Raw genomic sequence first — 25,109 nt, 5'->3', positions numbered from 1 at the left:
GGCCACACGTCCGGCCTCAGCCAGCGACCACGGACGGCTCGGTCCGCACCGTCTCGCGCGGCAGAATCGGCAGCGCCGGCGCGAGAGCCGCCAGCATGAGCAGGCCACCGACCGCGAGCAGGTCGAGGGTGACAGCCGGCAGCACGATGCCGACGAGCAGCAGGGGAACGCTCCACCACGGCAGCCGCCGTCGGGCCGCGAGCATGCCGGTGAGGACGAGCAGCCCGACGAAGAACAGCTGGGGTACGACGTCGTAGACGGCCATCTCGACGCCGGGGATGTCCTTGAAGTCCCTGCTGAGCGCCGACATCTCGGCCCGGTCCGCCGCCAGCAGCCCCTCCACCATGTCGGCGCCGAACTGCACCATGGTCGCGGCGAGCCCGACCAGCGTCACCGCCACCACGCCGGTGCGCCACCGACCGGCCGGCAGCAGACGGGACAGCGCGACGACGGCCGGCACGAAGAACACCATGCCGGCGAGGCCGGCCAGGTGCGCGGCCTGCCAGTCGAGCCCCGGGCCGTACACGTCGTCGGATCTCCCCCACAGCCGGACGAGCCCGTAGGCCACGATGCCGACCGGGCCGGCGACCACAGAGAGCGCAGCGTGTTTCATGCCCGCCATCATCTGGCCGCCGGTGCCCGCCCGACCTCCGGGCGCAGCCCCGGTCCGACCCCTGATCCTGGTGTCAGGTCTTCCACCGAGCAACCCTGAGCCCTGGCACGCCCCGCTACGCGCGTGGCCACACCTGGATCAGGAACTTCTCGTGACCGGCCGGGAAGCTCGGCCCCCCGTCGTCGTCCATCGACGCACACAACGCCTCATCGATCTCGACAGGCTCAATGTGCCACCTGTCGAACGCTCGGCCGAGCTCCTGCCTCCCACGGACGTAGAGACGCGCACGGTAACCACCCGCCGCCGGGATCTCGATGAAGAGGTCGGTCGGTCCTTCGGTCACGATGCTGGCACGGAGGTCACCCGCGAATAGCTCGCAATCACTGGCGTCCTGCTCCTCCCACCCATCGTTCGCCGCGGGCGAGACCGGTTGCTGGGGAGGCTCCCCTGTCCACAATTGCAGGGTCACCTCGGCCTCGTGACCGCTCCCGGCACTCCTGACGGCGAGCCAACCCGTGCCGCCGCTCAATCGGCCTTTGATCGGAGGGCGAGGGTGTTCATATGTGGTGGTTGCAGGGGTTTGAAGGTAGAAAGATGAGTATTCAACGAAGACGAGCCCGGACGAATGAGCCGCCGGCGTGGATGGCGAGAGATGCACGAGCCGTCGCGGCCGGCTAATTAGCGGGCCGAGGTGTCCCGGACGGGTCGCACGTGCCGGAAGGCGGCCAGCAGGGCGGTGACGAGGCCGGCCGCCAGCAGAATCCTGACCACGTTGAACAGCACCGTGTCGCCCGTGGAGTGCGGCGGGAAGATGTCCTTGATGAGCCAGCCGACGCCCAACCCCAGCCCCAGGCAGGCGTGCATAGCCGCCCGCAGGCGCGGCGAAGGCTGCGGACGCCCGAAGATCCGGGGCACCCTCGTGCCGCCACGGCTCCTGGCGAAGAGCACAGCGGCGAGGGCCAGATTGGCCGCGGCGACCACCCGGCCAGAACCACGTCCACGGATCCCATGAGGCCACACGCTAGCGGAGGGACGCCAGCGGCCAGGTTTCCGGAGATCGGCTCATGCCGACCGAGCGCATCGCTGGACCATCCCGGCGGGCGATGCGGCGGGACGTCGGCGATGCTGGGCGCATGGAGTACGTGTCCAGAGTGCCGCGACCGCCGCTCGACGGGCTGATCGACGACCTTTACTACCTGGAGGGCACGTCGCCGTACGCCCGGCTGATGCTGCCGGCAAGTCCGGCGGCGTTCCTCATCGTCAACCTCGGGGCACCCTTGCGCATCCGCGCGGGCACCGACATCGAGACGGCCGAGTACGCCGACGGCTGCGTGGTCACCGTGCCCACCCGCGCGTTGGAGTTCGGCTACCCGCCCCGGACCCGGTCCGTCGGCGTGCACTTCAAGCCGTGGGGGGTGGCGCCGTTCCTGCCGATGCCCGCGGCCGGGCTGTGTGACCGGCCGGTGACGATGGAGCAGGTGTGGGGTCGATCGGCCGTCGCCGAGCTGCGCGACCGGCTGGCCACGGCCGACGGACCGCACGAGATGCTGACGGTGCTCGAGGAGGGGCTGATCCGCCGGCTGCATGAGACCGCCGGCCTGGGGCTGGTCCGCCATACCGGCAGCGTCATCGCGGCGACCGGCGGCGCGGTGGCGATCGGCGACCTGAGGGTTTCCGCCGGTGTCAGCAGCACCCATCTGGCACAGCGGTTCAAGGAGCTCGTCGGCGTCACGCCGAAGCGGCTGGCCCGCTCCTACCGTTTCGCCGCCGCCGTGTTGGCGATCAACCCCGCCGAACCGATCGACTGGGGCGAGCTCGCCAGTCGCGCTGGCTATTTCGACCAGGCCCACTTCGGCCACGAGTTCCGGGCCTTCACCGGGCTGACACCGACCCGGTACGTCGACGTCCGGCAGCGGTTCCTGCGCGAACATCCCGGCCACGTGCTGGACAACTGGCCGCTGCCGGCCGATTGATTTCGTACCAGAGCGACGGCTCAGGGCACGCTAACTTGGGGGCACCCAACGCAGAGGAGAGCCCGTGGGCACGGTGGTCATGTACAGCTCGGTGTCGGTGGACGGCTTCATCGCGGACGAGAACGACCAGCCCGGGCCGCTGTTCGACTGGCTGTCCAGCGGTGACGTCCCGTTGGACGACAGCGGCGTGCTGAAGGTGTCGCAGACGTCCTACGACCACACCCGGCCGTACTGGGACTCGATCGGGGTGACAATCGTCGGCCGCCGCGTGTTCGACATGACGGACGGCTGGGACGGGAAGCCTCCGGGCGGGATCGACCACGTGGTCGTCGTGACGCACCGGCCGGCGCCCGAGGGCTGGGATCCCGAGGCGCCGTTTCACTTCGTCGACGGCGTCGAGGCAGCCGTGGCCAGGGCGCAGGAACTCGCCGGTGACCGCATCGTCGAGGTCGCCGCCGGTGACGTCGGCGGCCAGGCGCTCGCCGCGGGCCTGATCGACGAGGTACGCATGGACGTCGTACCCGTCGTGTTCGGGTCCGGCAAACGCTACTTCGGGTCGGCCCACGCCCAGCACCTGCTGGAGGACCCGGACGTGGTGCAGGGCAACCGGGTGCTTCACCTGCGCTACCGGGTACGCCGTTGACCGACCTGAGCGGGCACACGAAGAGCCCGCCGCGCTCGTGCTCCTGCGCGCGTCCTCGATCACGTGATGCTCAGCAGTCGTCGACGAGCCGATTCACCTACTGAGCATCACGTGATCGAGGATCTGCGGCGGTCAGAAGTCGTCGTCGAACGCCACGGTGCCGGTCACTCCGACCTGGTAGGCCGACACCCGCCGTTCGAAGAAGTTGGACAGTTCCTGCACGTCCTGCAACTCCATGAAGGCGAACGGGTTGGCCGACCCGAAGTGCGGCGCGATGCCGAGTTGGGCGAGGCGCCGGTCGGCGACGTGCTGGAGGTACTCCCGCACGTCCGCGAGGGTCAGCCCGGGTACACCCTGGCCCACCAGGTCCTCGGCGAACTGGACCTCACACTCGACGGCCTCGGTGAGCATCTGGCGGACCTGGTCGGCGAGGTCGTCGTCGAACAGGTCGGGCTCCTCGGCGCGGACGGTGTCCACCACGTCGAACGCGAACGCCATGTGCATGGACTCGTCGCGGAACACCCAGTTGGTGCCGGAGGCGAGGCCGTGCAGCAGGCCCCGGGAGCGCAGGAAGTAGACGTAGGCGAACGCGCCGTAGAAGAACAGCCCCTCGATGCAGGCGGCGAAGCAGATCAGGTTGAGCAGGAACGTGCGCCGGTCCTCCCGGGTCCGCAGCTCGCGCAGGTCGTGCAGGGAGTCGATCCAGCGGAAGCAGAACTCGGCCTTGCGGCGGATCGACGGGATGTTCTCGATGGCCGCGAAGGCCGCGTACCGCTCGGTCTCGTCGGGCACGTACGTGTCGAGCAGGTTGAGGTAGAACTGGACGTGCACCGCCTCCTCGAACAGCTGCCGGGACAGGTAGAGGCGGCCCTCGGGGCTGTTGACGTGCTGGTAGAGGTTGAGCACCAGGTTGTTGGCGACGATCGTGTCGCCGGTGGCGAAGAACGCCACGAGGCGGCTGACGAGGTGCCGCTCGGCCGGCGAGAGCTTGTCCAGGTCGGCGAGGTCGGCGTGCAGGTCGACCTCCTCGACCGTCCAGGTGTTGCGGATGGCGTCGCGGAACCGGTCGAAGAAGTGCGGGTAGCGCATCGGGCGCAGGGTGAGGTCCATCCCGGGGTCGAGCAGCATGTGCGTGGTCCTCGTGTCGGTGGTGGCGTCGGCGGCGGTCACTGGCAGGCCTCGCACGACTCGGGGTTCTCCAGCGAGCAGGCCAGCGCATCCGCGTCGACAGCGCCGACAGCGGTGGCAGCGCCGACAGCGCCGACCGCGCCGAGGGCGCCGACAGCGGTGGCAGCGCCGACCGCGCCGAGAGCACCGGGCGCGCCGACGGCGACGGTGGCCTGCTGGATCCGCGTGGCGGGGCGCGAGCGCAGGTAGTAGGTGGTCTTCAGGCCGGCCTTCCAGGCGTACAGGTACATCGAGGAGAGCTTGCCGATGGTGGGCGAGGCCAGGAACAGGTTCAGCGACTGGGACTGGTCGATGAACGGCGCGCGGGCGGCGGCCAGGTCGATCAGCGCCCGCTGCGGCAGCTCCCACGCGGTGCGGAACAGCTCCCGGACGCCGGCGGGCAGCTCCGGGATGTCCTGCACCGAGCCCTCGGCACGCTTGATCGCCGAGCGGATCTCCTCGGTCCACAGGCCACGGGCCTTCAGCTCACCGACCAGGGCCGTGTTGACCTGGAGGAACTCCCCGGACAGGGTTTCGCGCTTGAACAGGTTGGACACCTGCGGCTCGACGCACTCGTAGCAGCCGGCGATCGAGGCGATGGTGGCGGTCGGGGCGACAGCCACCAGCAGCGAGTTGCGCAGCCCGTACGCCTCGACCCGCTCGCGCAGCGCGTCCCACCGCGCGGTCTGCGTACCCTCGACGCCCCACAGGTCCGGCTGGAGCTGGCCCCGCGCGGCGCGGGTCTGCGGGTACGCCGGGTGCGCGCCGAAGCGGCGCGCCACATCGGCGGAGGTCTCCAGCGCGGTCAGGTACAACTCCTCGCTGACCCGGGTGGACAGCTCCCGCGCGGCCGGCGAGTCGAACGGGAGCCGCAACGCGAAGAACACGTCCTGAAGGCCCATCAGCCCGAGCCCGACGGGGCGCCAGCGCGGGTTGCTCGCCGCCGCCTGTGGGGTCGGGTAGTAGTTGATGTCGATGACCCGGTCGAGGAACGTCACGGCGGTGCGGACCGTGGCGCGCAGCCGCTCCCAGTCGAGGTCGCCGTCGGCGAGGTGGGCGGCGAGGTTCACCGAGCCGAGGTTGCACACGGCGGTCTCGGCGTCGCTGGACACCTCGATGATCTCGGTGCACAGGTTGGACAGGTGCACCACGTCGCCGTCTTCGGCGGTCTGGTTGCACAGCCGGTTGGCGGCGTCCTTGAAGGTCATCCACCCGTTGCCGGTCTGGGCGAGGGTGCGCATCATCTTGCCGTACAGCTCCCGCGCCGGCACCTGCCGCACGTAGCGGCCCTGTGCCTCGGCGGCCCGGTACGCGGCGTCGAACCGCTCCCCCCACAGGTCGGGCAGCTCGGGCACCTCGTGCGGGTCGAACAGCGACCACACCTCGTCGGCCTCGACCCGGCGCATGAACTCGTCCGGGATCCAGTTGGCCAGGTTCAGGTTGTGGGTGCGGCGGGCGTCCTCGCCGGTGTTGTCCCGCAGTTGCAGGAACTCCTCGATGTCCGGGTGCCACGGCTCCAGGTAGACGCAGGCCGCGCCCTTGCGCCGGCCGCCCTGGTTGACCGCGGCCACGCTGGCGTCCAGCGTGCGCAGCCACGGCACGATCCCGTTGGACTGCCCGTTCGTGCCGCGGATCAGCGCGCCCCGGGACCGGACCCGGGAGTACGCGATGCCGATGCCGCCGGCGAACTTGGACAGGTTCGCGACCTGCGCGTACCGCTGGTAGATGGAGTCCAACTCGTCGCGCGGGGAGTCGACCAGGTAGCAGGAGGACATCTGGGTGTGCCGGGTACCGGAGTTGAACAGCGTCGGTGAGCTGGGCAGGTAGGCCAGGCTGGACATCAGCCGGTAGAAGCCGACCGCCTCGTCGGGGGTGGTGGACAGGCCACAGGCCACCCGCAGCAGCCAGTACTGCGGAGTCTCCAGCACCAGCCGGGTGCTCGGGTGGCGCAGCAGGTACCGGTCGTAGACCGTGCGCAACCCGAAGTACTCGAAGCGCCGGTCGCCGTCCGGGTCGACGGCGTCGTCGAGCATGGTGGCGTGCGCGGCGACGAACGCGGCGGTCTCGTCGCCGATCAGGCCCTCCGCGTGACCGGTCCGGATCGCCGCGCTGAACGAGGTGACGCCCTGGCGGCGGACCTCCTTGTCGACGTAGACGGCCAGCAGGCGGGCGGCCAGGCGGGAGTACTGCGGCTCTTCGCCGATCATCTCGGCGGCGGTCTGGATGGACAGCCGGTCCAGCTCGGCGGTGGTCGCGCCGTCGTAGAGGCCGCTGATCGTGCGGGTGGCGACCCGCAGCGGGTCGACGTCGGTGAGGTCGTCGGTCCACCGCTCGACCGCCCGGACGATCCTGTTGACGTCCACCGCCTCGGTGGCGCCGTCGCGCTTGCGGACGCGCATCTGCGTCCGGCGGGGGGCCGCGCCGCTGGCGGCCGGGGCTACCTCGGTAACTGTCACCACTCGCTCCTCGGAGTTCGAGACCTGATGGTCCGGACACGAGGAGACAGACACCGGCGGACGCCACGCCGCGACGGCGTGGGTCAGGTGGCGTCGGCCGTCCCACGCGGCCTCGGACCGCCGTACGCCCGGGTGTGGGCGTACGGCGCGCTGGCAGGTCTTCGGACTCGCGGGCACGACCGGGTTCGCCGGTCTCCTACTGGCCGTCGCTTCCCAGGCCGTGTGGTGGCCCAGTGCTGATGACGGCGGTCGTTCCCACTCACCGCTGCGGGACAGTCCCGGATTTCCACCGGGTTCCCTGTTGCCTCGACCACTCCGGGTGAGCGGCCGAACCAGCTGCGCTCGACACCATATATAGGGACGCCGTGGTTGTCACACCCCACATGTCGGGCCGGGCGTGTCGGTGACACCCGTCACCGGAGGGCGGGTCAGTTCCCGACGGTGACCGGCTGCGGCACGCGCGAGCGGCGTTCGACCGCGAAGCTGACTGCCGCCAGGCCCAGTCCGAGGATCGCCAGGACCACGCCCACCCAGGCCGGCGCGAGGTAGCCGAACCCGGCGGCGATGGCGACGCTGCCCAGGGCGGCGCCGAGGCTGTTCGCGATGTTCATGGCCGACTGGTTCATCGCCGCGCCCATCAGCTGGGCGCCCGGCGCCACCGTGATGAGGCGGGCCTGCAGGACCGGCCCCAGGTAGAGGCTGGTCGCGCCGACCAGGAACGCGCCCACGAACAGGCCGGCGGGGTTCGACGCGACGAGGCCGAACACGGCGATGCTCACGATCATCGCGACGAAGCCGACGATCATGCTGCGGCGCAGGTCCCGGTCCGCGAGCCAGCCGCCCAGGGCGTTGCCGACGGTCATGCCGAGACCCACCGCGACGAGCGCCCACGGCACGGTCGCGGCGGAGAGGCCGGCGACGTCGGTGGTGACCGGAGCGATGTACGTGTCGACCGCGAAGAAGCCGGCGAAGCCGATCGCCCCGGTGGCCGCGACCAGCCACACCTGCCTGGTCCGCAGGGCCCGCAGCTCGGCGGCGGGCGAGCCCTCCACCGCCGCGGCGACCTCCGGGACGACCGCCAGCACGGCCAACAGGGTGAGCACGAAGACCCCGGCGATGACCAGGTACGCGGTGCGCCAGCCGGCCGCCTGCCCGAGTCGGGTGATCAGGGGTACGCCGACCACGTTGCTCACGGTCAGTCCGCTGAGCACGGCGGCGAAGCCGCGGGCCTCGTTGCCGGGGCCCAGCAGGGTCGCTGCGAGCAGGCCGGCCGCCCCGAAGTACGCGCCGTGCGGCAGGGCCGCGACGAACCGTGCCACCAGCACCAGGTCGAACGTCGGGGCGGTCGCCGACGCGACGGTGCCGACGGTGAAGAGGACGAGCAGGCCGAGCACCAGCTTCTTGCGGGGCAGGCGCGCGCTCAGCGCGGCGATGAGCGGGGCGCCCACGACCACCCCGAGCGCGTACGCGGTGATCATCCAGCCCGCGCGGGCCACCGCGTCGGACGGCGACCGCGCGTACTGCTCGGACAGCAGGTCGCGGCCGATGTCGGGCAGCAGGCCCATCGCCACGAACTCGGTCAGACCGACGGCCACACCGCCCAGGGCCAGGGCGGCCACCGCCGAGAGCCGTCGATTTCTGCTCAATCCATCCACCGGGAGAATTTAGCAACAGCGTTGCGTAATAGGGTGGCGAGATGACGCGCACCACAGCCGACGTGACGTTCCTGCGCGGCTACAACCAGGCGCTGGTCATGGCGGTGGGGCGTACCGTGCCGACGTTCGAGCGGTCGACCATCGTCCAGGCCACCGGCCTGACACCACAGGCGGTCTCCAAGGTGATCGCCCGCCTGACCGCCGACGGCCTGATCCGTACCGCCGGCGTCCGCCGCCCGGGCATCGGCAAACCCGCGGTCGTCTACGAGCTGGTCCCCGACAGCCGGTACGCCATCGGCGCCCACGTCGCCCGGCGCACGCTGCGCCTGGTGCTCGTCGACCTGGCCGGCGCGGTGCACCACTCGGCGGTCAGCCCGCTGCCCGACGACTTCACCCCGCAGCAGCTGCTGCACGCCCTGCGCACCGGCATCGGCGCGATCACCGCGGGCCGGGATCTGCGGGGCCGGCTCACCGGCGTCGGCATCGGGATGATCGGCCCGCTGGACCACGAGCACGGCCTGGTCCGCGACGCCCACGGTCTGCGGCACTGGCACGACGTACCGCTGCGCGAGCTCGCCGAGGCGCACCTCGGCCTGCCGGTCCACCTCGACAAGGACGTCACCGCGGGGGTCACGGCCGAGGCCTGGCGGCACGGCGGAACCTTCGGCGACGCGGTCCTCATCATGGTCGAGTCCGGCATCGGCGGCGGCTTCTGGCTGGGCGGCACGGCCCACCGGGGCGCACACACCAACGCCGGCGAGTTCGGCCACACCGTCGTCGAACTCGACGGCCCGCTCTGCGTGTGCGGACGCCACGGATGCCTGGAGATCGTGCACAACCGGGCCGCCGAGGCCGGCGACATCGCCCGGGCCGCGCGGGTCCTGGCGGTCGGCGTCGTCAACCTGCTGCAGACCCTCGACCTCGCCCACGTGGTGCTGGCGGGCGCCGACCTGCTGCGGTACGCGCAGCCCTACCTCGCGGCGGTCGAGGAGGCCGTGCACACCGACGTGCCGCGCGCCGACTGGCTCACCACCGACGTCACCCTCTCCAGCCTGGGCGCCGACGTGATCGCGGCGGGCGCCGCCATGCAGGTCCTCGACCGGCACTACGGCGTGCCGGAACTCGCCCTGCTCCAGGGGTGACGATCAGCGGTTCAAAGATTTGATGTATCGGGCCAATCGGCGAGGCGACCACAGCTCGCGATCCCTCATCAAAACGCACGTCCGAGTCCATCGACGTCGTTGACGCACCGGATCAAGCCTCCGTATACTCCCAGTGATCATCCGATCTTTCCCCGAGCCGGGCGAGGAGCGCATGCCGCAGATCACTGCCGTCACCGTCGAGGACGTCCGCTTCCCCACCTCCCTGACCGCCGACGGGTCCGACGCCATGAACAAGGACGGTGACTACTCGGCGGCCTATGTCGTCCTGCACACCGACGGCGTGGACAGCGCGGGTGCGCCGCTCGCGGGTCACGGGCTGACCTTCACCATCGGCCGAGGCAACGACATCGTCGTCGCGGCGGCCGTTCACCAGGCCCACCGCCTGGTCGGCCTGGACGTGGCGACGATGGCGGCGGACATGGGGGCGGTCTACCGCCTGCTCACCTCCGACTCGCAGCTGCGGTGGCTCGGGCCGGAGAAGGGCGTCGTCCACCTGTCCCTCGCCGCCGTGCTCAACGCCTCGTGGGATCTGGTGGCCCGTGCCGCCGACAAGCCGCTGTGGCGGCTGCTCGTCGACATGTCCCCCGAGCAACTCGTCGACATCGCGGACCTGCGTTACCTGTCCGACGCGCTGACCCGGGACGAGGCGCTGGCCATCCTGCGCGCCAAGGAGGGCACGAAGGCCGATCGCCTCGCCGAGCTCGACCGGACCGGCTATCCCGCGTACACCACCTCGGCCGGCTGGCTCGGCTACGGCGACGACAAACTGCGCCGGCTGTGCCAGGAGGCGGTCGACTCCGGCTACGGGTACGTGAAGCTCAAGGTCGGCGCCAACCTCGACGACGACATCCGCCGCTGCGCGATCGCCCGGCAGATCCTCGGCCCGCACCGCAGCCTGATGATCGACGCCAACCAGGTGTGGGACGTCGGTCAGGCCATCGAGTGGGTCAAGGCTCTCGCCCAGTTCAACCCGCTCTGGATCGAGGAGCCCACCAGCCCCGACGACATCCTCGGCCACGCGGCCGTTCGCCGCGCCGTCGCGCCCATCGGGGTCGCCACCGGCGAGCACTGCCACAACCGGGTGATGTTCAAGCAGCTGTTCCAGGCCGAGGCCATCGACTTCTGCCAGTTGGACACCGGCCGGCTGGCCAGCATCAACGAGATCGTCGCGGTGCTGCTCCTCGCCGCGAAGTTCGACGTCCCCGTGTGCCCACATGCCGGCGGCGTCGGTCTGTGTGAGATGGTCCAGCACGTGTCGGTGCTCGACTACGTGGCGATCTCCGGCGATCTCACCGGCCGTGTCACCGAGTTCGTCGACCACCTGCACGAGCACTTCACCGACCCGTGCGTCATCCGGGACACCGGGTCGGGCAGCGGTTACGTCCTGCCCGAGCGGCCCGGCTACTCCACCCGGATGCGGACCGAGTCGGTCGCGCTCTACCGGTTCCCCGACGGCCACTACTGGGCCGCGGCGGACCCGACTACCGTGTCATCTCCGGAGCCGTACGTGATCGCGGGTGGAACGGCCACCCCCGCCGGCCGCTAGGAGGTGTCATGTCCCGCACCGACGAAGTGGTCAACGGCATCAAACGGATGATCCTCGAAGGGCAGTTCAAGCCCGGCGACCGGCTGCCCATCGAGAAAGACCTCGCCGAGTCGCTCGGCGTCTCACGGGGATCGCTGCGCGAGGGCATGTCGGCCCTGTCCATCCTCGGCATCGTCAACATCCGCCAGGGCGACGGCACCTACGTCACGAACCTCGACGCGCCGCAACTGCTGGCCCCGATGGGCTTCGTCGTGGACTTCCAGGGCCAGGGCGACCCGCGGCACATCCACACCGTCCGACGGCTGTTGGAGTGCGAGGCCGCCCGGCTGGCGGCGACCAGGATCACCGACGAGGCCCTCACCCAGGCAGGGGAACTGCTCGACGAGGCGGCCCGGATCGCCGGTCAGTCTCCACAGGACCACGAACGAATCATGGAGATCGACATCGCCTTCCACCGGATCATCGCCGTGCACGCCGAGAATCCGGTGCTCGTCGGCCTGATCGAGGCGTTCGCCGGGCGCACCCTGCGGGGGCGCTTGTGGCGGAGCCTGCACGAGGAGGGCGCGGACCGGCGTACCCACGACGAGCACGTGGCGATCCTGAAGGCCCTCGTGGCACGCGACCCCGAACGGGCCCGCATCCGGATGGCCAACCACCTGATCGGGGTGGAGGAGTCGTTGCACTGGTTGCCCGACGAGGGTGACGCGACCGCCGAGACCCCCCGGACGTGAAGGTCCACCCTCACGACTGCACGTCGAGCAGCCCCACCTCGTACAGCGCCGTCCAGAGCTGATCCGGGACGTCGGCGTCGGTGCGGCGCAGGGTTTCGGTCACCTGGGCCGCGTCGCGCATGCCGACCACCGTGGAGACCACGGCCGGGTGCCGGCGGACGAACGCCAACGCCGCCTCGGGCAGGGTGACGCCGTACGCCCGGCACACCTGCGCCGCCCGCCGCGCGTGCTCGATCACCTCCGCCGGGGCCTGCTGATAGTCGTAGACGGCGTCGGACGGCGGCATGTCCCGGGCCAGCAGCCCGGAGTTGTAGACCCCCGCGATCACCACACCGACGCGGCGGGCCTGCGCGGCGGGCAGCAGGTCGGTCAACGCACCCTGCTCCAGCAGGGTGAACCGGCCGGCGCACATCACCACGTCCACATCGGTCTCCGCCACGAACCGGGCCAGCATCGCGGACTGGTTCATCCCGGCCCCGATCGCCCCGATCACACCCTGCTCGCGCAGCTCCACCAACGCCGGCACCGCCTCGTACGCGGCCTGCTCCCAATGCTCGTCCGGGTCATGCAGGTACACCACGTCGATGCGGTCCAGGCCGGTACGCCGAAGGCTGGCCTCCAGCGAGCGTCGTACGCCGTCCCGGCTGAAGTCCCAGACCCGCCGGTGCTCGGCCGGCACATCGAACCCGTCCGGATCCCGCAGATGCGCGGTCTCCGGCGACGGCACCAGCAACCGGCCGACCTTCGTCGACACCACGTACTCGTCGCGCGGGCGGGAGCGCAGCGCGGCACCCAGGCGCCGCTCCGACAGGCCGAGCCCGTAGTGCGGCGCCGTGTCGAAGTACCGGATCCCGCCGTCCCACGCGGCGTCCACCGCGGCGGCGAAGTCCTCGTCCGACGTCACCCGGTAGAGGTTGCCGCCCTGCGAAGCGCCGAAGCCCAGCGCGGTGAGGTGCGGCTGACGGCCCGTCACCGGCCGAGCCAGCCGCCGCCGACGGCCGGGACGATGCCGGTGTATGCCACCGCGATGCGGACCTGCCCGGGGCCGGGCGGCTGCAGGGCGCGGTCCACGATCGCGGGATCGGGCGCGCCCCGGCGGACGACTGCCGTCACCGATCCTCCCGTTCCCTACTGGTGCTTCCGGTCATCGCGGCGACCAGGTCGTCGGTGGTCACCTCGTCGGCGCGCAACCGGGCCGCCCGCCGGCCGAGGCGCAGCACCTCGACCCGGTCGGCGATCTCCAGCACCTGCGGCATGTTGTGGCTCACCAGCACCACCGACATGCCGGCGTCACGGGCGCGCCGGACGACGTCGAGCACCCGTCCGGTCTGGACGACGCCGAGCGCCGCGGTGGGCTCGTCGAGGATGACCACGTTGGTCGCCCAGATGATCGCCCGGGCCACCGCCACGCACTGCCGTTGCCCACCGGACAACACGGCGATCGGGGTGGTGACCCGGGGAATTCGTACGCCCAGCTCGTCCAGCGCGGCGGCGGCGCCCTGCCGCATGGCCCGTTTGTCGAGCAGCCCGAGCCGGCCGAGCGGCCCGGAGCGCAGGATCTCCCGCCCCAGGTACAGGTTGGCCGCCACGCTGAGGTCGTCGGCGACGGCGAGATCCTGGTAGACGGTTTCCACGCCCGCGCGCCGGGCGTCGACCGGGTTGGAGAACTGGACGGGACGACCGCCCACCCGGATCTCACCCTCGTCGGGCGGGTGCACACCGGACAGCGTCTTGATCAGCGTGCTCTTGCCGGCGCCGTTGTCGCCGATCAGCGCGACGACCTCACCCCGGTGGACCGTGAAGTCGGCGCCGCGCAGCGCCTCGACGTGCCCGAACCGCTTGACGATGCCGCGGGCTTCGAGGACCGGCGGTTCCGCGGCGGCCGGGCTCTCGTCGGTGTCGGTGAATGCCGTTGGGGTCGCGCCCATCACTGCACCGGGGGGTTGGCGCAGCTGGGCTCGAGCACCGCCTTGATCTCCGCGGAGTCGATGTTCTCCTTGGTGACGAACGTGACCCCGGTGTCGGCGGACGCCAGCGGCGCCTTGTCCCGGAGGTGCTTGACCATCTTGTCGACCCCGAAGTAGCCCATCTTGAACGGGTTCTGCACGACCAGCGCCGAGATCTGACCGCTGCGCACACCGGCGATCTCGTCGGGGGCGGCGTCCCAGCCGATGATGACCACCTTGCCGGACTTGCCGGCGGCCTGGATCGCCTGCGCGGCGCCGAGCACGCTCGGCTCGTTGGCCGCGAAGACGCCGGCGAGGTTGGGGTTGGCGGTGAGGATGTTCTCGGTGACCCGCCGTGCCTCGTTGACGTCACTGCGGCTGGGCTGCTGACCGACCAGCTTCAGGTTGGGGAACTGGGCCAGGCCGGCCTTGAAGCCGTCGACCCGCTCGGTGTTGGTCTGCGATCCGGGCTGGAACTCGACCAGCGCCACCTCGTGGTTGCCGGGGCCGAGTTCGGTGGCGAGCAGCTTCGCGGCCTCGACCGCCGATGCGCGGTTGTCGGTGGCGAAGAGCGGAACGGCCGACGGCTGCGGGCTGGTGCCGGAGTCGATCATCGCGACCGGGATGTTGGCGGCGAGCGCCTGGTCGGTGGCCGGCGCCAAGGCGCGGGAGTCGGTGGCCGCGTAGACGATGCCGTCGACCTTCTTGGTGACGAAGTTCTGGATCAGGTTGACCTGGCCCTCGACATCGGTCTCGGTCGTCACCCCGTCCCACTGGACGGTGACGTTGCCCGCGCGTTGCGCGGCGCAGTCGGCACCCGCCTTCACCGTGTTCCAGTAGTCGGCCCCGACGGCCTTCGGCACCACGGCGAGCTTCAGCGGCCCGCTCGCGTCCTTGGTCGCGCCGTCGCCTCCGTCGCGGACCTCGACCCCGCCGCAGGCGCTGAGCAGAGCAGTCGCCGCGGCGGCAGCCAGGATGGCTCGTGTGCGCAGGAGGTGCCCTCGCGCGCGCCGGCTGGTGGTGGTGTGTGCCATGGTGTGTGTCCTTCCTCGTTCGGACTCTCGAAATGGCATGTCAACCCCGTGCTTGCAGCCGCCGGCGGCGGTACTGGTCGAAGTAGACGGCGGCCCAGATGATCAGGCCGACGATCACCTGCTGGTAGTGGATGCTGATGTCGAGCAGGACGGCGCCGTTGCGCACCAGGGCGATGAGGAAGGCGCCGATGATGGACCCGACGATCCGGCCCTGCCCGCCGAAGAGGCTGGCGCCGCCGATGACCGCGGCGGCGATGACGTCGAGTTCCAGTGAGATGCCGTAGTTCGGCTGACCCGAGTTGACCCGGGAGGCGGCGATCATGCCGCCCAGCCCGACCAGGACCCCGGCCAGCACGTACACCCCGGTCAGGTAGCGACCCACCCGGATGCCCGAGCGGCGGGCCGCCTCCAGGTTGGAGCCCATCGCGTAGGTGTACTGACCGAACCGGGTCTGGGAGAGCAGGAAGGCGACTCCGACGGCCACGAGGGCGGTGATCACCACGGCGAACGGGATGCCGATGATCTCGCCGTTGCCCAGCAGCTGGAAGGACCGGGGCAGTCCGTAGACGCCGACCGCGCCGGTGATGATGAAGACGAGACCGCGACCCACCGACATCGTCCCCAGCGTCGCGATGAACGGCGGAATTCGGGCGATGGTGACCAGCAGCCCGTTCACCAGCCCGGCCAGCGCGCCGACGCCGATTGCGACCGCGGTCGCGGCCCAGAGCGGGAAGCCGAGGTCACGGACGACCATCGCCCCGGCGACGCCGGCGAGGGCGGCGACCGACCCCACCGACAGGTCGATGCCCTTGGTGATGATGACCATCGTCTGCGCCGCGGCGATGATGGCGATCACTGCCGTCTGCGCCCCGATGTTGAACAGGTTGTCCACCGTCAAGAAATAGGGACTGGCGAAGCTCAACGCGATGAACAGGACGACGAGCGCGGTGGCGGCGGTGAACTCGGAGACGGCGTGCGAGATCCGTTCTCGGAACCAGTCGCTGAGTTCGCCGCGCTGCCTGCCGGCGGTTGCCTCGACGGTACTCATCGTCGGACCTGACCTCCCCAGCCGTGGCTCCGACACCCGACGGATCACCGCCGGTGAGCGGAGCACCTGTGAGAACCGAGCCTCCTCGGCAGGGAGAGCACGAACCGAAGCCCGCATCACCGTCGAGATAGGTCGGATGTTTCGCTCGATCAGGCGTTACCATGCCATGCATTCAGGTATGTTGCCAAGGTCTTACGACCATGTTTTGCCATCGTTATCCGAGCCGCCGGCCGCATACGTCCGATCAAACTGCCACCACCACGACGGCCCCGGACGTGGCACCGCCGGACGTCGGCGATGCGGCCCACTCGGGCGTCCACACCGGAATGTCGGCAGGATGCGGCGAGGTGGCGAGCCACGCACACGGCATCGTGGATCGACCATCGTCGGCCCGTGCATCTTATCGATAACACACGATGTATCGATACCGGATCGCGAAGGCGTCCGCGCCGCGGCCGGACCCAGAGGTGGTGGTGCGCGTCGACGATGCCCGACGCGAGCGGGTCGCTGGTCGTCATCGGCCACGCCCTGGTGCGCTCAGGCACCCGCCCGGCCGGTGGATCGGTCGGCAGCATTGACGTGTTAGCGGTAACAGGCACCTACCATCGGCCCGCAGCCGGATCGGACCCGCGCACCGACAGAGGCGGTGGCCACCATTGGCATCGAGCTTTGGTATGACGAATCAGCCGACACCGATCCGGCTCGAACAGCCACCGACCAGCCGCACCCGCACCACGACCGCAGGCACCGACGGCTTCGGGTCCGGGCCCGTGCGGCCGGGTTGACCGCCCGAGGCGGCACCGATACCGTCGACCCACTATCTGCGGCGACGCGAGGGAAGCCGGTGTGAATCCGGCGCGGTCGCGCCACTGTGAGCGGTCCACCGTTTCGACGGAGGCCCGCGAGCCAGGACGCTCGGTCGTCCGCAGCCTTGCGATGGGGACGCGTCATCCCCGGGGAGGTTCGTGTACGCATGTCCAGTTCCACGTCCAGCCAGCCGTTGGTGCACCCCGCTGGCACCGCACGTCTTCTGTGGACGGTCCTGACGACCGTCGCCGTGCTCACCCTGCTGGCCTACCTTGTCGCCTTCGACCAGGGCGCGGTCTCGCGCAGCGGCATGTACCTGCACGAACTCATGCACGACGGGCGGCACCTGCTGGGTGTCCCGTGCCACTGAACACCACCACCGCTCCCCCGTTCGTCACCGTCCTCGTCCGTGGCCTGCTCGCCGGACTGGTAGCCGGCCTGCTCGCGGGGGCGTTCGCCTACGTCGCCGGTGAACCGCGGATCGAGGCGGCCATCGCGATCGAGGAGGCGGCCACGCACGCCGAGCCGGCCGCCGGCGGGCACCAGCACGAGGACGCCCTGGTCAGCAGGAGTGGTCAGCGGGGTGGGCTGTTCCTGGCCACCGGCCTGTTCGGTGCCGCGATGGGTGGCCTGCTGGCCACCGCGTACGTCCTGCTGTCGCGCCGGCGACGCGCCTACGACGACGGACGGTCGGGGCTGCTGCTGGCCGGCGCGGCGCTGCTCGGCGCGGTGATCGTGCCGTTCCTCAAGTATCCGGCGAATCCGCCGGCGGTCGGCGACCCGGCGACCATCAACCAGCGCACCGTCACCTACCTGCTGATGGTGGTGCTCGGCCTGGTGGCGGTCTGGGCGGGCTCGTTGGGCTACCGGGCGGTCGGCGTCGGGGCACCGACGTGGCTGCGCGTGGCCGCAGCCGTCGGCGGCTTCCTGCTGGTCACCGTGGTGTCGTACGTGGTGATGCCGTCCTTCCAGGAGGTCCCGGCCGACTTCCCGGCGACCCTGCTGTGGGACTTCCGGCTGGCCTCGCTCGGCACCCAGGTCGTGCTCTGGACCGGGATCGGTCTGCTGTTCGCGGCCCTGATGCACGACCGGTGCCGGGCCACGAGCGCGGCGCCGGTGACGTGACCGCCACCAGCCTGCGGCTGGTCGCACACGGGCACACCGCCGCCCTGCGCAGGGCACGCTTCGGCGGAACGGACGACGGTCTGGACGAGGGTGGCCTGCGGGCCGTCCTCGCCCTGGCCTGCGCCCCAGAGGGCCGGTGGGGACACCTGGGCGCCGCCGATGTCGGGCTGTCCAGTCCCGCGGCGGCGGCCGTCCAGACCGCCGACGCCCTCGGCCTCACGCCGACCGTCGAGGCGGCGCTGACCGACTGCGACTACGGCCACTGGACCGGACGGTCACTCGACGACGTCGCGGCCGACCAACCGCAGGCGCTGCACGAGTGGCTGTCCACACCGGACGCGGCACCCCATGGCGGCGAGTCCGTGACCGCGGTGCGGGACCGCGTCGGCCACTGGTTGGACGGGCAGCGCGGACGCGGGCGGCGGGTCGTGGCCGTCACCCACCCGCTCGTCATCCGGGTCGCGGTCGTGCACGCCCTCGGGCTCCCGACGGCGACGTACCGCCAGGTGGACGTCGAACCGTTGGCGGTCGTCCGACTCACCGACCACGGCGCACGATGGCAGCTACGACTGGCCGCACCCGCGACACCGCGGATGTCCGCCTGAGCGTCGGCCCGGCCGGCAGGCCGTGGCCATCCTTCTGGACGGCCACGGCCTGAGCCCGGCTCCGGGCGCCTGTCAACGGCGGCCGAGGATGGGCGTCAGGACCGAGGCGGCCAACAGGTACGCCCCGAGCACCCAGCTGATGTCGCTGGTCAAGACGCTCAGGGCCCTTCCGATGGTCGGCTGCGCTCTCCTTCGGAGTCGGCCTGACATCGTTGTCATCGAGCTCGTGACGATGAAGGCGGGAGTTAGGGGGACTGCCGCTGATAGTTCCGGGCAGGGCACAGCGATGTCAACGGGTTGATCACACCGAAACGTCACGGTGGCGGTCGTCAGGCGAACACCGGCCGAACCGACGACGGGCGGTGCGGCGGGAGGCTGACCGCCGGCACCGCCATGTCGCCGTCCGTCCGTCGCCTGGCGATCCGGCCCGTGTCCGCCGTGGACAGACTCCCGCATCCGCCGACGCACGCGGCAGAGGAATACGACCCGGGTCTGACAGAGGGGGCCGAAGGTCCCCCCAGGAGCGGTACGGCGGCACTGATCGGCAGCCCGCGCGGCGAGTGGAATAGGGGCGACACCGACGAACGAGAAAGGACGTGGACACCATGACCGCCACTCAGCTCCCCACGACTCCCCGGCACGACACCCCCGCCGGACGCAACGGCACCACGGTGACCGCTCCCGCGACCGTCATCACCACCACCGAGACCAGGACGCAGAAGGCCACCCGGTTCACCCTCGCCGGCCTGCGCATCGCCCTCGGCTGGATCTTCCTCTGGGCCTTCATCGACAAGGTCTTCGGGCTCGGCTTCGCCACCAAGGCCCAGGGCGCCTGGATCGACGGCGGCAGCCCCACCAAGGGCTTCCTCGGCAACGCCGTCACCGGCCCGTTCGCCGACGTGTACAAGGGCTTCGCCGGCGCCGCCTGGGCCGACTGGCTCTTCATGATCGGCCTGGCCGCCATCGGCACCGCGCTGATCCTCGGCATCGGCCTGCGCGTCGCCGCGGTCGCCGGTGGCCTGCTCCTGGTCCTCATGTTCACCGCGGTGCTGCCCCCGGAGAACAACCCCGTCATGGACGACCACCTGATCTACGCCGGTGTCCTCGCCGTCCTCGCCCTGACCGCCGCCGGCGACACCCTCGGCCTCGGCAAGCCGTGGGCCAGGCTCCCCCTCGTCCAGCGCCTACCCTGGCTCCGGTAACCACCACGGATCGTCCACGGTCGGCACCCACCGGTGCCGGCCGTGGACGTCGTCGTGCCGGTGCGCCGGACACCGCCGCGACCCTGAGGGTGCCGTCGAAACTTTCGGGTGTTTTCCGGATCGAACTGAGTCGATCTTTATTCGGTGCTGGATGGGCTCTTCGTCGTCTGACACCCGACCCGCGCGTCCGCGCCGCTGCGGTTCCGGAGCCCTTCCGGAACTTGTTGACGTGCCGGAATTCTCGCTGTAATACTTCGATTCATTGAGGTCGATGCGATCAGTTCGTCGGGTACCAGTCGACCTTCCCACCCATACCCACCTGTCCGTGGCGCGCCGCCGCATGTCCGGCGCGCGTTCGGGCCTGGTTGAAGGGGCACCAGATGAGCACTGTCTCCGCTGGCGTGGTCGCCGGTCCCAAGCGGCTTCGTGCGGCGCTCGCCGTCCTCGCCACCGCCGTCGCGACCTGCGGCGTCGTCATCGCCGCCACCGCCACCGCGTCAAGCGCGGCCGCCTGCAACGGCTACGTCGGGCTGACCTTCGACGACGGACCGACCGGCAGCACCGGCGCACTGCTGAACGTGCTGCGCGCCAACGGCGCACGGGCCACCATGTTCAACGTCGGGCAGAACGTGCAGAACAACCGGTCGGCGGCGCAGGCGCAGGTGGCCGCTGGCATGTGGGTCGGCAACCACAGCTGGAACCACGCGCACATGACCTCGATGAGCCAGGCGCAGATGCAGTCCGACCTGTCCCAGACCAGCTCGGCCATCCAGTCGGCCACCGGCAGCCGGCCGCAGCTGTTCCGCCCGCCGTACGGGGAGACCAACGGCACCCTCCAGTCGGTCGCCTCGTCGCTGGGCATGCGCCAGGTGATCTGGGACGTGGACTCCCAGGACTGGAACGGCGCCAGCGTCAGCCAGATCGTGGCCAACGCCAGCCGCCTGCAGAGCGGCCAGGTCATCCTCATGCACGACGGCATCCAGAACACCCGGGACGCGATCCCGCAGATCATGGCAAACCTCACCAGCCGCAACCTGTGCCCCGGCATGATCTCGCCGTCCACCGGCCGGGCGGTCGCGCCCGACGGCACGACCCCGCCGCCCGGCACGACCCCGCCGCCCGCCGGCAGTTGCTCCGCGACCGCGACCACCACCAACGTCTGGGGTGACCGGTACAACACCTCGGTGACGGTCAGCGGTGCCACCACCTGGGCCGTGGTCGTGGCCCTCACCGCACCGCAGACGGTCGCCACCACCTGGAACGGCACCCCCAGCTGGGACGGCAGCGGCACCGTCATGACCATGCGATCCAACGGCAGCGGCAACACCTTCGGCTTCACCACGATGTTCAACGGCAACAGCGGCGCCCGCCCGCAGATCCGTTCCTGTACCGCCGGCTGACACGCCGTCGGCTCCACCGGTCGTGCGTGGCGACGCGGCGGTCGCCACGCACGACCACTCCCCTGCCCGCCGATGTGCCGACGCACGGGATGCAGCCGCGGCCGTGAAGTGCGTACAGTTCCGGGTCGGACGTGGGCGGGCCGGGGGAAACCGGCGTGGGGAACGGGACGAGACAAAGGCGCATGACGGCAGACAGCATTACCGAAAACGGTCAGCATGGGATCGACCGCAGCCGACTGGAGACCTGTCTCAGCGTCTTCGAGGCGTTGGAGTCCCTGCCGCCCGACCACCCCGACGTGGTGCGTGTGCAGCGGGCCACCGCGAAGCTCTACAAGATCATCAAGCAGCGGCGACGTGAGGAACGGCGCGACGCCATCCTCGCGGCCGACCGTGCGGTGACGGAGGCCACCGCGACCGGCGCTCCGGGCCGCATCGACGACGAAACCCAGGGCATCCCCCTCGCCTCGCCCACCGAGGGCACCACGGCCGGCTTCCTGCACAACCCGCGCGGCTGCTACGTCTGCAAGCAGCGCTACCGCGAGGTCGACGCCTTCTACCACCAGCTCTGCCCGTCCTGTGCCGCGCTCAACCGGGAGCGCCGCGACGCCCGCACCGATCTGACCGGTCGGCGCGCGCTGCTCACCGGCGGCCGGGCGAAGATCGGCATGTACATCGCGTTGCGGCTGCTGCGCGACGGCGCGCACACGACGGTGACCACGCGGTTCCCCCACGACGCGGTGCGCCGGTTCGCCGCGATGCCGGACAGCGCGGACTGGCTGCACCGCCTGCGGATCGTCGGGATCGACCTGCGCGACCCCGCCCAGGTGATCGCCCTCGCCGACTCGGTCAGCAGCCAGGGGCCACTCGACATCCTGATCAACAACGCGGCGCAGACGGTTCGCCGCTCCCCCGGGGCGTACGCGCAGCTCATCGCCGCGGAGGCCGCGGCCCTGCCGGACGGGCCGCTGCCGGAGCTGATCACGTTCGCCAAGCCGGACGGCCACGGTGCCCCGGCGGGCAGCCTGACCGTCGGCCCGCAGTCGACCGCGCTGACCCCGCACGCGCTCACCGCCCTGGCGTTGACCAGCGGCTCCGCTTCACCGGAACGGATCGCCGCGTCCACCGCCATCGACGCCGGCGGCCTGGTGCCGGACCTCGACTCGGTCAACAGCTGGGTCCAGCGGGTGCACGAGGTCGACCCGGTCGAGCTGCTCGAGGTGCAGCTCTGCAACGTGACCGCGCCGTTCGTGCTGGTCAGCCGACTGCGACCGGCGATGGCCGCGGCGCAGGCGCGCCGCAAGTACATCGTGAACGTCTCAGCGATGGAGGGTCAGTTCGGTCGCGGCTACAAGGGGCCGGGGCATCCGCACACCAACATGGCCAAGGCCGCGTTGAACATGCTGACCCGGACCAGCGCCCAGGAGATGCTGACCGACGGCATCCTGATGACCAGCGTCGACACCGGCTGGATCACCGACGAGCGGCCCCACCCGACGAAGATGCGGCTGGCCGACGAGGGCTTCCACGCCCCACTCGACCTGGTCGACGGCGCGGCCCGGGTGTACGACCCGATCGTCCGTGGTGAGCTGGGCGAGGACCTGCACGGGGTCTTCCTGAAGGACTACGCCCCCTGCGCCTGGTGATCGATGTTCCCACCGCTCGACGAGGAGAAGGTACATGTCATCCGACCATGACCAGTGGCCGACGCTGGACGAGCTGCTGCGCGAGGAGAGCGAGCTGGAGCTCGCGAGCCTGACCGAGACCGACGCGTTCGAGTTGGGCGTGCTCGCCGTCACCGCCGCCGCGCAGCAGCGGCTCCCGATCTCGGTGGGCGTGTGGCGGACCGGACGCCAGCTGTTCCACAGCGGTCTGCCGGGCTCGACGGCGGACAACGACGGGTGGCTGCGCCGCAAGGGGCGCGTGGTGCTGCGGTTCGAGCGCTCGTCGCTGTACATGGCCCGGCTCTGCCAGGACAAGCAGACGACGCTCACCGAGAAGTTCGGCCTGCCGGCCTCGCGGTACGCGGCTGCCGGCGGCGCGGTGCCCCTGCGCGTTCGCAGCGCCGGCGTCGTGGGCTGGTTCGGAGTGTCCGGCCTTCCGCAACTGGACGACCACCGCTTCGTCGTCGACGTCCTCCGCAAGCTTCCGGGCTAGCCGCCCGGTCGGCCCCGGCGGCCGCACCGCGAGGCCGCCGGGGCCGTGCCGCCGGACCGATCGTCATCGCGCCAGCACCGGGGCCGCACGAGCGTCGTGCCCAGCTCGAAGGTCTGCGCGGGTCAGTGGCGGGCGCGCCGGTTGGCGCGCAGGGCACTCAGGATCAGGCCGGGCGAGGCCAGCGAACTCGGATGCTCCCGCATGGAGACGACCTCGTTGAACCGCCGGGCGACCCCGACGTCGGTGACCGTCGCCTCGACGATCTGCCGGCTCGCCCAACTGGAGAGCCGGTAGCCGCGCGGATAGGGCCCGTCGACGTGGGGCCGCGCCAGGTCCGCCGAGGTCGAGATCGACCAGGCGGCGTCCACCACGACCTTCTGCATCTCCAGGTACGAGCGGGCGGGCACGCTGAGATCCGGCTTGGATCGCAGGTACGTCGACAGGCACGCCGCGTGCAGAGCCGCCGCCGTCATCCCCTGCCCGTACACCGGATTGAACGACGCGACGGCGTCACCGACGCTGACGAGCCCGGCGGGGAACCGCTTGATCGCGTGGAAGTCCCGTCGCCGGCTGTCGGCGTGCGCGTAGGTCCGCACGTCGCCGAGCATCTCGTTGTCGGCCACCGCACCGAACTCGGGCGGGAACTGCTCGCGCAGCCGGCGGACGAAGTCCTCGGCGGTGCGACCCGGTCGATCGTCGCCGTACCCGGCCATCATGGCCATCCACTGACCGTCCTCGATGGCGAAGTACGCGGCACCGGCCACGTCGGCTTCCATCTGCGGGCTGTGCAGCGCCAGGACGACCGTCGACGCCGGGTTCGCCTCGGTGCGCCGGAACAGCGCGGTCGCGTAGTTCAGGTGCACGGTCATCCGCCGGGTGACCGGCCGCTCCCAGCCGGCCTGCTCCAGCCAGTCCGACAGTCTGCTCGAACGCCCCATGGCGTCCACCACGAGGTCGGCGCTCTCGGCGCCCGGTGCCCCGTCGCAGCGGACCCCGGTGACGGCGGTGCCATCGAACACGAGGCCGGTGGCGCGGGCGGCGACGGTCTTGACGTTGGGCAGCCGCAGCACCTGCTGGCGGATCAGCCCCTCCAGCAGCGGTCGGCTGCCCGCCAGGCTGTCGGCGTCGTCGGGCACGACAACCTTCAGCCGACCGTCGAAGTAGTTGCGTCTGGCCTCCGGGGGCGCCTCGACCGCCCCGTTGGCCACGGCCGCTTCGCGGAAGCCGGGGAACAGGCGTTCGAGGTGGAGGAAACCGCCGGGCAGCAGCGCGTGCAGCTGGGTTCCCTGCGGTACGCCGGGCCGATCCCCGGACACCTGCAGGTCGTCCCGCTCGATGATGATCACGCTGTCCGCGTAGTCGGACAGCACCCGGGCGGCCAGCAGACCGGCGACGCTCCCGCCGATCACGACCGCCTTGCCCAGGACCGGGGTCGCCTGGTCGGGAGGTCGCACGGCGTTCAGCACGGCGAAGACCTGAGCCGGAGAGAGGGACATCGTGCTCTCCAAGAGATGCGAGGCATGGTGACCGTGCCGTACTCGTCGGCGGGTGCGGCACGGACGGGACGGTGGACGGTCGTCGCGATTGCCCGACGATCGTTGCACACGGCCGGATGCTGCCTTGACAGCTCCACGCGGTTGTCGGATAGCGGCCAGGATGCTGGACGAGGCCGACCTTCGGGTGGAGTGACCCGGGTGGTTCCGTGATCGCGACCGACGCCGCCGGTAACAGGGTCGGGTTCGGCTCGGCCGGGCAGACCCCGGCGGCGTCCGACCCCGTCCGCGCCGCCGTCGGTGACCTGCTCGCCAGGACGGTCACCTGACCGACCGCCCGGCGCCGCG

General features: G+C 70.9%; 24 protein-coding genes and 2 riboswitches. Of the genes, 12 read left to right on the top strand and 12 right to left on the bottom strand.

The genetic code is table 11. From position 1 onward, the window contains the following. Window positions 1-16: 16 nt before the first annotated feature. The 3 genes from AB0H52_RS06525 to AB0H52_RS06515 all read right to left on the bottom strand — a co-directional run bounded on the left by AB0H52_RS06525 (window position 17) and on the right by AB0H52_RS06515 (window position 1,594). Window positions 17-613 carry a hypothetical protein gene (locus tag AB0H52_RS06525; protein WP_151487869.1) on the bottom strand — a complete coding sequence of 199 codons (597 nt, stop codon included), beginning with the start codon at window positions 611-613 and terminating at the stop codon, window positions 17-19. Between the two features lie 115 nt (window positions 614-728). Then, window positions 729-1,082, bottom strand: coding sequence for a hypothetical protein (locus AB0H52_RS06520; RefSeq protein WP_151487868.1), 354 nt, complete (start codon window positions 1,080-1,082; stop codon window positions 729-731). 209 nt (window positions 1,083-1,291) lie between these two features. Continuing rightward, window positions 1,292-1,594, bottom strand: coding sequence for a hypothetical protein (locus AB0H52_RS06515; protein WP_357945655.1), 303 nt, complete (start codon window positions 1,592-1,594; stop codon window positions 1,292-1,294). Between the two features lie 152 nt (window positions 1,595-1,746). Here AB0H52_RS06515 and AB0H52_RS06510 point away from each other — a divergent pair, with 152 nt between their 5' ends. Together AB0H52_RS06510 and AB0H52_RS06505 are read left to right on the top strand one after the other, a co-directional pair. After that, window positions 1,747-2,586: a helix-turn-helix domain-containing protein gene (locus tag AB0H52_RS06510; protein ID WP_151487866.1), complete on the top strand. Its 840-nt coding sequence runs from the start codon at window positions 1,747-1,749 to the stop codon at window positions 2,584-2,586. A 64-nt stretch (window positions 2,587-2,650) separates the two neighbouring features. Further along, window positions 2,651-3,229 (top strand): dihydrofolate reductase family protein, encoded by a 579-nt coding sequence (locus tag AB0H52_RS06505; protein ID WP_151487865.1) that lies wholly within the window; start codon window positions 2,651-2,653, stop codon window positions 3,227-3,229. 132 nt (window positions 3,230-3,361) lie between these two features. Here the strand turns inward: AB0H52_RS06505 and AB0H52_RS06500 are convergent, their stop codons facing one another. The 3 genes from AB0H52_RS06500 to AB0H52_RS06490 all read right to left on the bottom strand — a co-directional run bounded on the left by AB0H52_RS06500 (window position 3,362) and on the right by AB0H52_RS06490 (window position 8,507). Then, window positions 3,362-4,357: a ribonucleotide-diphosphate reductase subunit beta gene (locus tag AB0H52_RS06500; protein ID WP_151487894.1), complete on the bottom strand. Its 996-nt coding sequence runs from the start codon at window positions 4,355-4,357 to the stop codon at window positions 3,362-3,364. Between the two features lie 38 nt (window positions 4,358-4,395). Further along, complete coding sequence (locus AB0H52_RS06495) at window positions 4,396-6,795, bottom strand: ribonucleoside-diphosphate reductase subunit alpha (RefSeq protein ID WP_225854114.1); 2,400 nt, start codon at window positions 6,793-6,795, stop codon at window positions 4,396-4,398. Between the two features lie 191 nt (window positions 6,796-6,986). After that, window positions 6,987-7,204, bottom strand: a riboswitch (cobalamin riboswitch). A gap of 76 nt (window positions 7,205-7,280) precedes the next feature. Further along, complete coding sequence (locus AB0H52_RS06490) at window positions 7,281-8,507, bottom strand: MFS transporter (RefSeq protein ID WP_151487863.1); 1,227 nt, start codon at window positions 8,505-8,507, stop codon at window positions 7,281-7,283. A 41-nt stretch (window positions 8,508-8,548) separates the two neighbouring features. On the opposite strand from AB0H52_RS06490, the gene AB0H52_RS06485 reads away from it, so the two are divergent. From AB0H52_RS06485 to AB0H52_RS06475, 3 genes are all read left to right on the top strand, one after another. Continuing rightward, a complete protein-coding gene (locus AB0H52_RS06485) occupies window positions 8,549-9,649 on the top strand; it encodes an ROK family protein (protein ID WP_151487862.1) in 1,101 nt (366 codons plus the stop codon). A gap of 172 nt (window positions 9,650-9,821) precedes the next feature. Continuing rightward, window positions 9,822-11,216, top strand: a complete 1,395-nt coding sequence (locus AB0H52_RS06480; RefSeq protein ID WP_151487861.1) for an L-fuconate dehydratase — start codon at window positions 9,822-9,824, stop codon at window positions 11,214-11,216. Window positions 11,217-11,224: 8 nt separating this feature from the next. After that, window positions 11,225-11,947, top strand: coding sequence for a FadR/GntR family transcriptional regulator (locus tag AB0H52_RS06475; RefSeq protein ID WP_151487860.1), 723 nt, complete (start codon window positions 11,225-11,227; stop codon window positions 11,945-11,947). Window positions 11,948-11,957: 10 nt separating this feature from the next. Here AB0H52_RS06475 and AB0H52_RS06470 read toward each other — a convergent pair whose 3' ends face one another. From AB0H52_RS06470 to AB0H52_RS06450, 5 genes are read right to left on the bottom strand one after another with little or no spacing between them, the layout of a single operon-like run. Continuing rightward, entirely contained in the window at window positions 11,958-12,920 is a 963-nt protein-coding gene (locus AB0H52_RS06470; RefSeq protein ID WP_225854107.1) for an aldo/keto reductase, read from the bottom strand. Beyond that, window positions 12,917-13,060: a hypothetical protein gene (locus AB0H52_RS06465; RefSeq protein ID WP_357945649.1), complete on the bottom strand. Its 144-nt coding sequence runs from the start codon at window positions 13,058-13,060 to the stop codon at window positions 12,917-12,919. The genes AB0H52_RS06470 and AB0H52_RS06465 overlap by 4 nt, the downstream gene beginning before the upstream one ends. Then, window positions 13,057-13,875, bottom strand: coding sequence for an ATP-binding cassette domain-containing protein (locus AB0H52_RS06460; protein ID WP_357945646.1), 819 nt, complete (start codon window positions 13,873-13,875; stop codon window positions 13,057-13,059). Before AB0H52_RS06460 ends, AB0H52_RS06465 begins: the two co-directional genes overlap by 4 nt. Beyond that, entirely contained in the window at window positions 13,875-14,927 is a 1,053-nt protein-coding gene (locus tag AB0H52_RS06455) for an ABC transporter substrate-binding protein (protein ID WP_151487857.1), read from the bottom strand. Before AB0H52_RS06455 ends, AB0H52_RS06460 begins: the two co-directional genes overlap by 1 nt. Window positions 14,928-14,967: 40 nt before the next feature. Further along, window positions 14,968-15,975 (bottom strand): ABC transporter permease, encoded by a 1,008-nt coding sequence (locus AB0H52_RS06450; RefSeq protein ID WP_357945643.1) that lies wholly within the window; start codon window positions 15,973-15,975, stop codon window positions 14,968-14,970. 836 nt (window positions 15,976-16,811) lie between these two features. Next, a riboswitch (cobalamin riboswitch) is annotated at window positions 16,812-16,890 on the top strand. A gap of 58 nt (window positions 16,891-16,948) precedes the next feature. On the opposite strand from AB0H52_RS06450, the gene AB0H52_RS06445 reads away from it, so the two are divergent. The 7 genes from AB0H52_RS06445 (at window position 16,949) to AB0H52_RS06415 (ending at window position 23,268) form a co-directional block, all read left to right on the top strand. Next, window positions 16,949-17,152, top strand: a complete 204-nt coding sequence (locus tag AB0H52_RS06445; RefSeq protein ID WP_151487855.1) for a CbtB domain-containing protein — start codon at window positions 16,949-16,951, stop codon at window positions 17,150-17,152. Continuing rightward, a complete protein-coding gene (locus AB0H52_RS06440; protein ID WP_357945640.1) occupies window positions 17,143-17,907 on the top strand; it encodes a CbtA family protein in 765 nt (254 codons plus the stop codon). Before AB0H52_RS06445 ends, AB0H52_RS06440 begins: the two co-directional genes overlap by 10 nt. Continuing rightward, on the top strand, window positions 17,904-18,512 hold the full coding sequence (locus AB0H52_RS06435; RefSeq protein WP_151487853.1) for a histidine phosphatase family protein: 609 nt from the start codon (window positions 17,904-17,906) through the stop codon (window positions 18,510-18,512). The genes AB0H52_RS06440 and AB0H52_RS06435 overlap by 4 nt, the downstream gene beginning before the upstream one ends. Before the next feature lie 596 nt (window positions 18,513-19,108). After that, a complete protein-coding gene (locus AB0H52_RS06430; protein WP_357945637.1) occupies window positions 19,109-19,714 on the top strand; it encodes a hypothetical protein in 606 nt (201 codons plus the stop codon). A gap of 380 nt (window positions 19,715-20,094) precedes the next feature. Beyond that, window positions 20,095-21,114, top strand: coding sequence for a polysaccharide deacetylase family protein (locus AB0H52_RS06425; RefSeq protein WP_151487851.1), 1,020 nt, complete (start codon window positions 20,095-20,097; stop codon window positions 21,112-21,114). A 182-nt stretch (window positions 21,115-21,296) separates the two neighbouring features. Continuing rightward, window positions 21,297-22,757, top strand: coding sequence for an SDR family oxidoreductase (locus AB0H52_RS06420; protein WP_151487850.1), 1,461 nt, complete (start codon window positions 21,297-21,299; stop codon window positions 22,755-22,757). A gap of 34 nt (window positions 22,758-22,791) precedes the next feature. Continuing rightward, window positions 22,792-23,268, top strand: coding sequence for a heme-degrading domain-containing protein (locus AB0H52_RS06415; protein ID WP_151487849.1), 477 nt, complete (start codon window positions 22,792-22,794; stop codon window positions 23,266-23,268). A gap of 122 nt (window positions 23,269-23,390) precedes the next feature. Here AB0H52_RS06415 and AB0H52_RS06410 read toward each other — a convergent pair whose 3' ends face one another. Continuing rightward, window positions 23,391-24,764 (bottom strand): FAD-dependent oxidoreductase, encoded by a 1,374-nt coding sequence (locus AB0H52_RS06410; protein WP_151487848.1) that lies wholly within the window; start codon window positions 24,762-24,764, stop codon window positions 23,391-23,393. Window positions 24,765-25,109: the final 345 nt, after the last annotated feature.

This window comes from Micromonospora sp. NPDC050695 (assembly GCF_040654415.1).
Taxonomy (GTDB): domain Bacteria; phylum Actinomycetota; class Actinomycetes; order Mycobacteriales; family Micromonosporaceae; genus Micromonospora.
Note: the sequence above shows the minus strand (reverse complement) of the source record. Positions and strands in the feature narration are given on the sequence as shown.

Coding starts and splice junctions, on each gene's coding strand:
- AB0H52_RS06525 (WP_151487869.1), bottom strand. CDS start 613: ATGAAACACGCTGCGCTCTCTGTGGTCGCCGGCCCGGTCGGCATCGTG.
- AB0H52_RS06510 (WP_151487866.1), top strand. CDS start 1,747: ATGGAGTACGTGTCCAGAGTGCCGCGACCGCCGCTCGACGGGCTGATC.
- AB0H52_RS06500 (WP_151487894.1), bottom strand. CDS start 4,357: ATGCTGCTCGACCCCGGGATGGACCTCACCCTGCGCCCGATGCGCTAC.
- AB0H52_RS06495 (WP_225854114.1), bottom strand. CDS start 6,795: ATGCGCGTCCGCAAGCGCGACGGCGCCACCGAGGCGGTGGACGTCAAC.
- AB0H52_RS06485 (WP_151487862.1), top strand. CDS start 8,549: ATGACGCGCACCACAGCCGACGTGACGTTCCTGCGCGGCTACAACCAG.
- AB0H52_RS06480 (WP_151487861.1), top strand. CDS start 9,822: ATGCCGCAGATCACTGCCGTCACCGTCGAGGACGTCCGCTTCCCCACC.
- AB0H52_RS06475 (WP_151487860.1), top strand. CDS start 11,225: ATGTCCCGCACCGACGAAGTGGTCAACGGCATCAAACGGATGATCCTC.
- AB0H52_RS06460 (WP_357945646.1), bottom strand. CDS start 13,875: ATGGGCGCGACCCCAACGGCATTCACCGACACCGACGAGAGCCCGGCC.
- AB0H52_RS06455 (WP_151487857.1), bottom strand. CDS start 14,927: ATGGCACACACCACCACCAGCCGGCGCGCGCGAGGGCACCTCCTGCGC.
- AB0H52_RS06450 (WP_357945643.1), bottom strand. CDS start 15,975: ATGAGTACCGTCGAGGCAACCGCCGGCAGGCAGCGCGGCGAACTCAGC.
- AB0H52_RS06445 (WP_151487855.1), top strand. CDS start 16,949: ATGTCCAGTTCCACGTCCAGCCAGCCGTTGGTGCACCCCGCTGGCACC.
- AB0H52_RS06425 (WP_151487851.1), top strand. CDS start 20,095: ATGAGCACTGTCTCCGCTGGCGTGGTCGCCGGTCCCAAGCGGCTTCGT.
- AB0H52_RS06420 (WP_151487850.1), top strand. CDS start 21,297: ATGACGGCAGACAGCATTACCGAAAACGGTCAGCATGGGATCGACCGC.
- AB0H52_RS06415 (WP_151487849.1), top strand. CDS start 22,792: ATGTCATCCGACCATGACCAGTGGCCGACGCTGGACGAGCTGCTGCGC.
- AB0H52_RS06410 (WP_151487848.1), bottom strand. CDS start 24,764: ATGTCCCTCTCTCCGGCTCAGGTCTTCGCCGTGCTGAACGCCGTGCGA.